Origin of the sequence: Paeniglutamicibacter sp. Y32M11, assembly GCF_019285735.1 — a bacterium.
In the GTDB taxonomy this organism is placed as follows: domain Bacteria; phylum Actinomycetota; class Actinomycetes; order Actinomycetales; family Micrococcaceae; genus Paeniglutamicibacter.
The window spans coordinates 3061615-3072238 of sequence record NZ_CP079107.1; the positions used below are offsets into that span (position 1 = coordinate 3061615).

The 10624-nt window shown below is 62.8% G+C and carries 11 protein-coding genes and 1 riboswitch; of the genes, 6 read left to right on the forward strand and 5 right to left on the reverse strand.

All coding sequences use genetic code 11. The features are described 5' to 3' along the window. The first annotated feature begins 32 nt into the window (after nt 1-32). The 3 genes from KUF55_RS13565 (at nt 33) to KUF55_RS13575 (ending at nt 3306) form a co-directional block, all read left to right on the forward strand. Nucleotides 33-653: a LysE family transporter gene (locus KUF55_RS13565; RefSeq protein WP_132359129.1), complete on the forward strand. Its 621-nt coding sequence runs from the start codon at nt 33-35 to the stop codon at nt 651-653. Between the two features lie 174 nt (nt 654-827). Continuing rightward, nucleotides 828-1277 (forward strand): low molecular weight phosphotyrosine protein phosphatase, encoded by a 450-nt coding sequence (locus KUF55_RS13570; protein WP_255557043.1) that lies wholly within the window; start codon nt 828-830, stop codon nt 1275-1277. After that, nucleotides 1267-3306, forward strand: a complete 2040-nt coding sequence (locus tag KUF55_RS13575) for a chorismate-binding protein (RefSeq protein ID WP_370630916.1) — start codon at nt 1267-1269, stop codon at nt 3304-3306. Before KUF55_RS13570 ends, KUF55_RS13575 begins: the two co-directional genes overlap by 11 nt. Before the next feature lie 15 nt (nt 3307-3321). Here the strand turns inward: KUF55_RS13575 and cls are convergent, their stop codons facing one another. Continuing rightward, nucleotides 3322-4812: a cardiolipin synthase gene (gene cls, locus KUF55_RS13580; RefSeq protein WP_218816924.1), complete on the reverse strand. Its 1491-nt coding sequence runs from the start codon at nt 4810-4812 to the stop codon at nt 3322-3324. Between the two features lie 105 nt (nt 4813-4917). Here cls and KUF55_RS13585 point away from each other — a divergent pair, with 105 nt between their 5' ends. Together KUF55_RS13585 and KUF55_RS13590 are read left to right on the forward strand one after the other, a co-directional pair. Next, nucleotides 4918-5793: an aminodeoxychorismate lyase gene (locus tag KUF55_RS13585; RefSeq protein ID WP_218818798.1), complete on the forward strand. Its 876-nt coding sequence runs from the start codon at nt 4918-4920 to the stop codon at nt 5791-5793. A gap of 28 nt (nt 5794-5821) precedes the next feature. Continuing rightward, nucleotides 5822-6289, forward strand: a complete 468-nt coding sequence (locus tag KUF55_RS13590; protein WP_255557044.1) for an NUDIX domain-containing protein — start codon at nt 5822-5824, stop codon at nt 6287-6289. A 55-nt stretch (nt 6290-6344) separates the two neighbouring features. Here the strand turns inward: KUF55_RS13590 and KUF55_RS13595 are convergent, their stop codons facing one another. Both KUF55_RS13595 and KUF55_RS13600 read right to left on the reverse strand, forming a co-directional pair. Then, the gene (locus tag KUF55_RS13595; RefSeq protein WP_255557045.1) at nt 6345-8720 is read right to left on the reverse strand and encodes an ATP-binding cassette domain-containing protein; all 2376 of its coding nucleotides are present in this window, start codon (nt 8718-8720) and stop codon (nt 6345-6347) included. A 16-nt stretch (nt 8721-8736) separates the two neighbouring features. Next, a complete protein-coding gene (locus KUF55_RS13600) occupies nt 8737-9360 on the reverse strand; it encodes an ECF transporter S component (protein ID WP_132359139.1) in 624 nt (207 codons plus the stop codon). 50 nt (nt 9361-9410) lie between these two features. After that, a riboswitch (TPP riboswitch) is annotated at nt 9411-9532 on the reverse strand. A gap of 71 nt (nt 9533-9603) precedes the next feature. Here KUF55_RS13600 and KUF55_RS13605 point away from each other — a divergent pair. Beyond that, the gene (locus KUF55_RS13605) at nt 9604-9858 is read left to right on the forward strand and encodes a DUF4235 domain-containing protein (RefSeq protein WP_168150263.1); all 255 of its coding nucleotides are present in this window, start codon (nt 9604-9606) and stop codon (nt 9856-9858) included. 93 nt (nt 9859-9951) lie between these two features. Here KUF55_RS13605 and mnhG read toward each other — a convergent pair whose 3' ends face one another. After that, on the reverse strand, nt 9952-10359 hold the full coding sequence (gene mnhG / locus KUF55_RS13610) for a monovalent cation/H(+) antiporter subunit G (RefSeq protein ID WP_132359143.1): 408 nt from the start codon (nt 10357-10359) through the stop codon (nt 9952-9954). Beyond that, a complete protein-coding gene (locus KUF55_RS13615) occupies nt 10359-10622 on the reverse strand; it encodes a monovalent cation/H+ antiporter complex subunit F (RefSeq protein ID WP_210149144.1) in 264 nt (87 codons plus the stop codon). Before KUF55_RS13615 ends, mnhG begins: the two co-directional genes overlap by 1 nt. Between the last annotated feature and the right edge of the window lie 2 nt (nt 10623-10624).

Sequence of the window (10624 nt, forward strand, 5' to 3'; positions counted from 1 at the left end):
GGTGTCTGTCGGTGCTCATCTAAACTGTTTGAGTGACACTTTCCTTATGGCTTTCGCTGCTCGGCGCCTCCACCTTGATCAGCTTCACCCCCGGAGCCGGGGCGATCAACACCATGACCAACTCCATGAATTCGGGCTTCCGCCGTTCCCTGTGGGGCATCATGGGCCAACAGTCCGCGTTGTTGGTCCATGTGGTGATCGTTGCCGCGGGCGTGGGCCTCCTGGTCTCCCGCTCCGAGCTGGCCTTCACGGTCATCCGCTATGCGGGTGCCGGTTACCTGATCTATCTGGGGATTCGGCTCATTCTTGCCAAGGCCACCGGATCTCAGGCGCTGGGTACGAGTGACCGCGAACCGGCCTTTTCGATGTTCCGGCGTGGATTCTGGGTCAACCTGCTCAATCCCAAGGCCATCGTCTTCTTCTTGGCCTTCACCCCGCAGTTCATCCGCCTTGATGCCCCACCGGTGCCGCAGTATCTGGTCTTCATCGGAACCATTGTCGCTGTGGACATCATGGTCATGTGGTTCTTTTTTGCCGCCACCGCCAAGAGCTTTTCGCGCTTCACCGCCACCGAACGCGGGCAACGAATCCTGAACCTGTCCTTCGGCACACTGTTCATCTTTGTTGCCGCACTGCTGGTCTTCATCCACTGACCCGCCACAACTCGGTGTTGTGAGGCCCATGGCCGAAGGCCACAATCCGATAACCATCCATGCCCGTCGTGTTTATGCCTGTCACTAGGGGCGTAAGAGCCCTAGACTAAAACCATGTTCCGGATAATGACAGTGTGCACGGGCAACATCTGCCGATCCCCCATGGCCGAGTACATGATTCGCACAGCCCTCGACGATGCGGGAATCACCGACGTCTCGGTCGAATCCGCCGGCATCAGCGACGGCGAGGCGGGGCAACCCATCGACCCACGGGCCGCCGCGATTCTGCAGTCCCACGGTATTAATGCCGAGCAGCACCGGGCCAGCGTTCTGGATGAGGAAACCATCTCCGGGGTGGATCTGTTGCTGGCCATGGACCAGGATCACTTCAACGCGCTGGGCAAGCTGCTGCCCACCGATGCCACCGCCCCACACCCCCAACTACGCATGATGCGTTCCTTCGATTCCAGCCTCGCCAGCGCCCCGGTGGAAGGCCAAAGCATCTATGACCCGTGGTTCGGCGATTCGGCCGACTTCCGCCTGTGCTGGCAAATGATCAATGCTGCCCTACCGGGAGTGCTCGACTACGTGCGCGCCCACATCATGCCCCAACGTGGCAACTAGCCCCGTACTGGTCCTTGGCATCGACGGCCGCTCCGGCGCCGGAAAAAGCACACTTGCCGCCGAGCTGGCCACCCAGTTACGCCGCCACCGTGAGGTAGCGCTCTTCCACCTCGAGGACATTTACCCCGGTTGGGACGGCCTGCAGGCAGGAACCGAAGCCTACGTTCAGCAGGTTCTGACACCCCTGGCCCGCGGCGACGCCGCGGCGTGGAAAAGCTGGAACTGGAACACCAAAACCTTTGGACCGACCTCCACTCTTGATGCGGCCCCGGTGATCATCATCGAGGGCGTGGGCGCAGGCTGCGCCGCCGCCCGCGAATTACTTGGTGTACTGATCTACGTCCAGGTCCCCGATGCCACCCGCAAGGAACGGGCGCTGGAGCGGGACGGGGAGATTTTTGCCGCGCACTGGGAGCAGTGGGCCGAGCAGGAAAACCTCTACCTGAGCGCCGACCCGGTACCAGAACATGCGGATATCACGGTGGACAACCGGGCGGATGGTTCGGCCCCAACCCATGTCTTGCGGGCCCTGCTCACCCTGCCCGCCGCGCAGGTGGTCCTGGCCGCCGAGCGCGCCGAGGCTGCGGCGCTTGCCCCGGAGCATCGCTGCCTGAGCGCGGCACCGGATGCCGCGGCGCTTTTTGCTGCGCTGTACCCCGAGGAACAGCACGCGGTGCTCCTCGAATCCAGCAACCTCAGTTTTGCCGATCCTCGCGCCCGCAACAGGTACTCGATCATGGCCGCGGCCACCACCGATGCCTGCTCCGTGTATGAACACCGCGCCGGCTCCGGGGTGTTGCGCACCGGAAGTGCTTTGGCCCGCACCTCGTCCGGATTCTTCAGCTGGTTGGCTTCGGCCTGGGATACCGGTGCTTTGCTGTCCCAGGCTCCCTCATTGCCGTTCCTCCCCGGATGGCTGGGGTATCTGGGTTATGAACTCAAACGCGAAACCGGAGGCAGCAACAATCTCGCCTCCATCGATCCCGCACACCCACCTGACGCGGCACTGATCCGTCCGGCTCAGGTGGTCATCATCGATCACCACAGCGCCACCGTGCACCTGCTCGCCTCCCCGGAAAGTGAACCGGCAGCCTTTTTTGCCCGCGTCGGCACGCTCCTTGAACAGCTTCCGTCCTCCCCACCTCCGGTACTACCGGCACCGCTCGCCGCACAATTCAGCGTGCGAGATCAGCGCGAAAGCTACCTGGCCAAGGTGCTGGCGGCCAAGGAACAGATTCGCCTCGGTAATAGCTATGAGGTCTGCCTGACCACCTCGCTACATGCCGCAACTGTCCCCTGTGCCCCGTGGGATAACTACCTGCTGTTGCGTGAGCGCAACCCGGCACCCTTCGCGCATTACCTGCGGTTTGGGGACCTCGCGGTCGCCAGCACCTCCCCCGAACGCTTCCTCTCGGTCGGTGCCGAGGGCTGGTTACGGGCCGAACCCATCAAGGGAACCCGGCCACGGGGAGAGACCAAACAGCAGGATGCCGCGCTGATCCACGAGCTGGAGACCTCTCCGAAGGATCGGGCGGAGAACATCATGATCGTTGATCTCTTGCGCAATGACCTCTCCCACTTCGCCCAACCCGGCACGCTGTCGGTGCCACGACTATGCGCCATCGAGTCCTACGCGACCGTCCACCAGATGGTCTCCACCATCGACGCGAAGCTACGCCCCGGGGCCCCGCGCGCCGAGGCCATTGCCGCGGCATTCCCGGCCGGGTCAATGACCGGTGCGCCAAAGGTTTCGACCATGGCCATCCTTGATTCCTTGGAAGATGGTCAGGCCCGCGGGCTCTATTCAGGATCCGTCGGTTACTTTTCCGCCACCGGGGCAGCGGATCTTTCGGTGGTCATCCGCACGTTGGTGATGCTCAGGAATGAGCATGCCGAAACCTGGGACCTGAACCTCGGTGTGGGCGGGGCCATCACCGCAGATTCGGACCCGCAAGAGGAATGGGACGAGGTACGGACCAAGGCCTTTGGGGTGCTCTCGGCCCTCGGCTCGGTTTTCCCCGCGGAGTGAGCACGGCGCGCCCAGCTATTGCAGGGTGGCCGAAAGCCGTGCCACGTTATCGATCCAACGGCTGAAGATCGAGCGTTGATTCCACTGAGCCAGCGTCAACTCGGTGGAATTGGCCCGGTACTCGTCCTGGACCTTCATCAGCTCGCTGACTAGGTCCGCACCCAGCAGCATCAGCGTGATCTCCAAATTTAGCGAGAAGGAACGCATGTCCATATTCGAGGAGCCCATCACCACCACCTCATCGTCGACCGCCATGCATTTTGAATGCAGCACCGCCGGTGCGTGATACCGGTAGATGCGGACTCCCGCCCGCAACAAGGCCTCGTAATAGGACTGCTGGGCGTGCTGGACCAGCGCTTGGTCTCCCTTTTCACAGACGAAGAGTTCCACCGCCACCCCGCGCTGGGCGGCGGTGGTGATGGCGTAGAGCAGCGAGTCGTCGGGAACGAAGTAGGGGCTGGTGATCGAGAGACGTTCCGTGGCCGAATAGATCAGGGTGTTAAAGAGTCGCAAGTTATTCTCCGCCTCAAACCCCGGCCCACTGGGTACCAGCTGGCCAATGTCCTCCCCCGCATCCGTATCCAGGTTCTCATCCCCATGATCCTCGACCAGGTCATGGAGCAGGTCTTCATCGGTTTCCTGCGACCAGTCGGTGGCAAAAACGACGTCGAGGCTGGTCACCAAGGGGCCCCGAACCTTCACCATGAGTTCCACCCACTGCCGACCGATGGCGTGGGCACTGGCCCGCTTGTAGCCCGGCTCGATGAGGTTCTGACTTCCGGTGAAGGCCACCGAGCCATCAACGACCACAATCTTGCGATGATTACGCAGATCCGGACGACGCCACCGGCGCTGGAAGGGGGCCAGTGGCAGCATCTGACGCCATAAGATCCCCGAAGCGCTCATCCGCTTCACCAGCGATCGATAGCCCTTGACCCGTATTGTCCCCAGGTGATCAAAGAGCACGCGGACCTTCACCCCACGCTCCACCGCGCGTTCGAGCGCGTCGAGGATCGGTTCCACATAATTCTCATCCAACCCGATGATGTAGAACTGCACGTGAACGTAGTGTTGGGCCTTATCGATTTCCAGGCGCATCTGATCCAAGGATTCGCGGTAGCCGGTAATAAATTCCACGGCATTGCCCGATTGCAGCGGCAAGGCACCCAGGGTCCTATTGAGTTCAACCGCCGAGCCCACCCAATCGGGGGCATCCGGTGCCCATCGCTCCCCAATAAGGTGCTGGGTGGCGTCAAGGATGCTCTGGTTGACCCGACTCTGGCGCTCAATACGGCGGCGTGAAAGTTTGATGTTGGCCATCATGAGATAGAGCAGTAAACCAAAGCCCGGCAAAAGGAAGATGGTCAGCAGCCACGCCATCGCGGTGGTCGGTCGCCTGTTCCCCGGCACAACACCGATCATCAGGATCCTGATGGTGAGCTCCACACCGACGGCGATTGACCACAGGGCGGCCCAAATATTCACCGCGTCGTTGCCCTCGCTCATTCAGGCCCCTCCTTGCCAGCGGGCGTTTACCCGATGGATCTCAGCCTACCGGCAGCAGTCGATGAACGGCGCGCAGAGCACCCCGACGGCGGTAATCTGGTATCCATGACTGCACTTGTGTTCCTTGACGCCGAGAATTCCACCGGCCGTATCGCCAACGCCGCCACCGCCCAGCTCTCCGTGCTTGACCAAGGAGTGACGCGCGGGGACGGGATTTTCGAATCGATGCTCTACACCCAGGGGGTCGTGCGCAAGATTGATGCTCACCTCGCGCGGTTGCGCGTCTCGGCATCAACCTGCGACCTCATCCTCCCGCACGAGGAGCGCTGGCGCGCGGCCATCAGCACCGCCGTGGCCGCCTTCGATGCGGCGACCCCGAGCGACGAAGCGGTCGTGAAACTGGTGGCCACCCGGGGCCCCGAGGGCACCTCGGAAGGAACCTGCTGGGTGATGGTCTCCGCCGCCGCCGAATCTGGACGCTTGCAGCGTGAGAACGGCGTCTCGGTGATGCTGCTGGATCGCGGCTATGACTCGCGGGCCGCCGAGCGCGCCCCGTGGTTGCTCATGGGTGCCAAGACGCTGTCCTATGCGGTGAACATGGCCGCCCTGCGCCACGCCAAAAAGCAGGGCGTGGAGGAGGTCATCTTCACCTCCAGCGACGGCATTGTGCTGGAGGGCCCGACCTCAACGGTCTTGCTGGCCCACCGCGACGGCGATATCAAGCGATTGATCACCCCGACCCTGGAAACGGGGATTCTGCCGGGAACCACGCAGGGCGCCATTTTTGAGGCGGCTCGTGTGGCCGGGTGGGAATTGGGTTACGGACCGCTGACCCCCGAACACCTGATGGATGCCGATGGGGTGTGGCTGGTCTCCAGCATCCGGCTGCTCGCTCCGGTGAATTCCATCGACGGCACCGCCCTGAAGCTGGATCGGGAATTGCACGCCGAACTCACCGCGATGGTGAACAACATCGCCTAGGCGCGGCAGCTACCAATCGGGAGATACCGTGAGTCGCACCTTGGTGCAGTTGGTCCCCGCCTCCTACGTGGTTTTCCTGCGTGCGGAAACGGTCTTGCTGCAATTGCGGCAGAATATGGGGTTCCTTGATGGGCACTGGGCGTGCGCGGCCGCCGGGCATGTGGAGGCCGGTGAATCCGCCTCCGCTGCGGCGCTGCGCGAAGCCCGTGAGGAAATGGGTGTGCGGATTCGTCCCCAGGATCTGCTCCCCCTGGGCACGCTGCACCGCAGTTCTGGTGCCAGATCGCCACTCGGGCATCGTGTTGACTTCTTTTTCCGTGCCACCGTCTGGGAGGGCAGCGCCAGCATCATGGAACCGGACAAATGCGCGGACCTACAGCGGTTTGATCTGGCCAGGCTACCGGAGCCCATGCCCGAGCACGAACGCTTTGTGCTCGAACATCTGGCCGCCGGTACCCTGCCGGCGATCGCTTCGCTGGGCTTTGACGAAAGCTGATTGAGCACAACGGTCGGTGGCACCAGCTGTGCCACCGACCCGTGCACAGGGTTTTCTACCCCCAGAGCAGGTTCCACGTTCCCAACAGCATGGCCGCGACGGTGGCTCCGGCTCCCACGAGCAGCCCGGCCGCCACGACTCCGGCATCACGCAAGGTATAGCTCGAGGCCCGCAGCCAGGTCCGCTCGCTAGTTCCGAATCCCTTGGCTTCCATGGTCACCGCCAGCCGCGATGCCCGACGGATTCCCTGAACCAGTAATCCGAAAACCTGGCCCAGGTTGGCGCGCAGACGCGCGCCGAGCGAACCGCGTGCACCCACTCCGCGGGCCCGGCGCGCCATGCCCAGAGTGGTCCATTCCTCGATCAGCAATCCCAGCAGCCGCATGCCCGCCAGCGCGCCAAGCACAAAGCGGTGTGGAAGTTTGGCCTTCTGCGCCAGCGCGTTCGCCAGATCGGTGGGGTCGGTGGTGAAGAGCACCAAGACCGCCGGGATGGCCACGGCAAAGGCGCGCAGACCCGTCGCGATGCCGGCCTCCACCGAACCCTGGGTGATGGTGAAGATCCCGAGATCCACTAGTAGCGCCCCGGAGTCGTTTCCCACCAGGGCGGTGCCCCAGGCACCAAAGAGCGCCGCCACCAGCAGTGGCCAGCCGCGGGCGGCAAAGCGGGTGATGGACAGTCCCGCCAGCGGGAGAGCCAGCAGGGTCACCAGGACCACCAGACCGCTGGAGACGGGATCCATGGACACGATCAGCGGGAGGGTCGCCAGGACCACCGCGACCAGCTTGGCCAGCGGGTTGGCCTTGCCCAGAAAGCTGGCGCTACCGCGGGCATCTGCCTCCAATAATCCCGCCGGTGCCTTCTGCGCGGAACCGGATACCGTTTCCGGGCGAGCAGCAGGCTCCAGCACAAAGCTGTGGGCACCCAAGGCATCGGCAAAATCCCGATCGTGGGTCACCGCGATGATCGCTGTTCCGCTGCTGAGTTCCTCACGCAGCAGCTGGGCCAGTTCGCGCCAGGTGTTAGCGTCTTGGCCGAAGGTTGGTTCATCGAGAATCAGCACCCGCGGGGAGGCCGCCAACACCGTGGCGACGGAGAGTCGCCGTTTCTCCCCACCGGAGAGGGTGAACGGGTTGGCCTCGGCGAGGTGTTCCAGCCCCAGACGTTCCAAGAGCGCGGAGACCTTCGCCTCGATCTGTTCTACGCTAAAGAGTGCCTTGCCGTTGGTCGGATCGGTGGCGTGAGCCGGCCCGAAGGCCAATTCCTCGCGCACCGTATTGGTCACAAATTGGTGTTCTGGTTCCTGAAAGACCGAGCCAATGCGGCCCACCAGTTCCGCTGCCCGCCAGTTATATGGCCTATTTTCACCGCCTGCGGCGAGCTCCCCGGCGGCCAGTATGCTCCCGGAGGTTTGGGGCAATAGTCCGCCCAGGGTCAGGGCGAAGGTTGATTTCCCTGACCCGTTGGCCCCACTGATACACCATGCCTCGGAGCTCTTGATGCGCAGCGAAAGGTTACTGGCGGCGGGCGCTCCACCGCGATGTCGGCTCACCGAAACGTCGCTGGCCTCCAACAATAATGCGCCGCGGCCTTGAGACACCGGCAGCGGATCGAGCAACGGGGTATAACCGGGGACCCAGACCCCGGCGTTGCTCAGTTCCTCGGCAATGACTCCGGGGGCAAAAAGTTCCGCGGGGGTTCCCTGATGGGCGACTCCCCCGCCAGGTTCCAAGACGATCACCGTATCCATGTGTTCTGCCCATGCATCAAGGCGATGTTCCACCACCACGAGTGTTGCCCCGCTGGCGTTCACGGCACTGATGACCGCATCACGCACCTCCAGCACCCCGTCCGGGTCCAGGTTGGCGGTGGGTTCATCGAGCAGCACCAGCCCCGGGCCCATGGCCAGGATCCCGGCCAGGGCCAGACGCTGCTTCTGTCCGCCGGAAAGGGCAGCGGTGCGGTGATCTAGTGGCACCTCAAGGCCCACCGCGGCAAGCGCCTCGGTGATGCGTCGGGCGATTTCCTCCGGTTCAACGCAGAGGTTTTCGGCGCCAAAGGCCACATCGTCCCCGACCCGGGCCTGGACCACCTGAGTTTCGGGGTCCTGCTGCATCAGTCCTACCAAGCCGCGGCCCAACCCCGCGGGGGCACCGTCAAGAAGCAGCTCGCCCTCCGAATGGGCTTCGTCATCCTCGTGCAGGACACCGGCCAGCGCGTAGAGCAGCGTGGATTTTCCCGCGCCGGAAGGCCCGGCCAGAAGGACCCTGGACCCGGCGGGGATCTGAAGATTCAGACCCGAAAGCGCTGGGGCAGCACGGTCCGCATGTCTCCAGCCCCAATTTTTGGCGCTGATAGACACGGCCGTGGCGTTCGGGCGCAATGGCCGGTTTCCACTTTCCGCGGCATGCAACATCGATGCGGTTCCCATGAGGTGCTCCGCGGTCCTAGAGGATCGGCTCGGTGGCTGCCCTGCGGCTGGACAGCGCTCCTAGTGCACCGGTCTTGGCCAGTGCACGGGTACCGAAGAAGGAGAGCAGTCCGGCGATGATGACACCGGAAATGGTCATGAATACCACGTAGATCACCAGCATGTTGGTGGTGTATTCGGGGAACCAACGGAAAATGAAGGCGTCATTGATGCCGCCGAATAATCCGGTGGCGGCCCCGGCCAGCAGGGCAACGGGCAGGTTGTAGCGGCGGTAGCGGAACGCGGCGAAGACCGCTTCGGCGCCCAATCCCTGAATCAGTCCGGAGACCAGCACGGTCCAGGAGTATTCGGAGCCCAGTAGGGCCGAGACCAAGGCTGCGACCATTTCGCAGAAGAGCGCGGCGCCGGGCTTGCGAATGATCAGTGCGCCGAGGACAGCGGGAAATAGCCACATTCCGGACAGCAGTGCCGAGGACGGCGGGAAGGCCAAAAAGAGGACATCTAGCAGATGGTGCCCGGTGTTCCAGGCCCAGAAGATGACGCCGGATGAAACGGCGATCACTGCGGCAATAACAATGTCAACCACTCGCCAGGTTGCTGGCGCCGAAGATTGCCCGGTGGGTTGGTGGGTGGTGCTCATGGTGATGATCCTCCTTGGATACAAGGAGGGGAGGGAAAACCGTTACTGGCACCCCTGAGAACTCGACTTCCTTCGCCGGTACTAGCCGGAGCAGGTTCGAGGGTCTGCGACTATTCGCACTCTCAGCGCCTACAGCGAATAACTTCGCTGCGACGCTCCCCTGTCGTGATGGTTTCAGTTGTTCGATGCTACCTCACGATAGGCTGGGGAAGGTAAAATTTTCGCCAGACGTCGGGAGAGCCCATGAACAGCTTAATGAAACTAATCGGTCCGGCCATTTCTCTTGCCGCAGGCTTCCTTGGAGGAAAGCTCGTTGACAAGGCATGGATGGGTTTCACCGGTCAGCAGCCGCCCAAACGCGGCAACAAGGAAGCCCAGGCCGAGGCCAGTATGCGTCAAATCATCGGCTTCGCAGTTCTTTCGGCCATCACCGCTGCCCTCATTCAGGTGTTCACCGACCGCGGCACCCAGAAGGCCATCGCTCGCTTCACCAAGTAGTCTCCTGCCGGCGGCGGCCTTCGCCCCGCTGATATAGCGAAGGGGACAAGAACTCGCGTTCTTGTCCCCTTCGCTGTCTCTGGCGGAGTCTTTTTAATCGATAAAGTCCGTGCGGTCCGTCGAGGGCTTGGTCACGTTCTCGTGGTCCTCGCGCTCCCCCGCTGCGGCCACCACCGCGGCCAATTCATCGGTGACGAGAGTTTCACGCTTCAGGTGACGCGTGCGATAGCCCGCCCGACCCACCATGTGCGCGGAGATGGGCGCGGTGAGCAGCTGCAACAACCAGGCCAAGATGAGCACCGGCACTACGGACCAGGAGCGCAGCTCCAGGGCCAGGGCACTGAGCAGCAGTAACAGGCCCAGCACCTGCGGCTTGGTGGCCGCATGCAGGCGCGAGAGCAGGTCCGGGAAGCGGAGCATGCCAATCCCCGCGGCCAGGGACATCATGCAGCCCAGAATCATAAAGGTCCCGGCAATAACGTCAATGATGGTGTCCCACATCAGGCGTTCCTCCGATCCGTCACAAAGCGCGAGACCGTCACCGAGCCGACAAAGCCGACGATCGCGGCCAGCAACACGAAGATCAGATTGTCGATGTGCCGATTCACCGTCATCTCAATGCAGAGCGCCGCGGAGACGATGAGCAGCAAAACGTCGGTAGCGATGACACGTTCCAGAATCGATGGCCCCTTGGCGAGCCGAATGATGGCCAAGGCTCCGGCAATCGAGAGCATCACGCCGCAAATCCACAAGACAATGTGCATGA

Bases quoted from the DNA above. Each gene is read 5' to 3' on its own strand.
- KUF55_RS13570 (WP_255557043.1), top strand. From the start codon at position 828: ATGATTCGCACAGCCCTCGACGATGCGGGAATCACCGACGTCTCGGTC.
- cls (WP_218816924.1), bottom strand. From the start codon at position 4,812: ATGAGCGAGGGCAACGACGCGGTGAATATTTGGGCCGCCCTGTGGTCA.
- KUF55_RS13585 (WP_218818798.1), top strand. From the start codon at position 4,918: ATGACTGCACTTGTGTTCCTTGACGCCGAGAATTCCACCGGCCGTATC.
- KUF55_RS13595 (WP_255557045.1), bottom strand. From the start codon at position 8,720: ATGGGAACCGCATCGATGTTGCATGCCGCGGAAAGTGGAAACCGGCCA.
- KUF55_RS13600 (WP_132359139.1), bottom strand. From the start codon at position 9,360: ATGAGCACCACCCACCAACCCACCGGGCAATCTTCGGCGCCAGCAACC.
- KUF55_RS13605 (WP_168150263.1), top strand. From the start codon at position 9,604: ATGAACAGCTTAATGAAACTAATCGGTCCGGCCATTTCTCTTGCCGCA.
- mnhG (WP_132359143.1), bottom strand. From the start codon at position 10,359: ATGTGGGACACCATCATTGACGTTATTGCCGGGACCTTTATGATTCTG.
- KUF55_RS13615 (WP_210149144.1), bottom strand. From the start codon at position 10,622: ATGCACATTGTCTTGTGGATTTGCGGCGTGATGCTCTCGATTGCCGGA.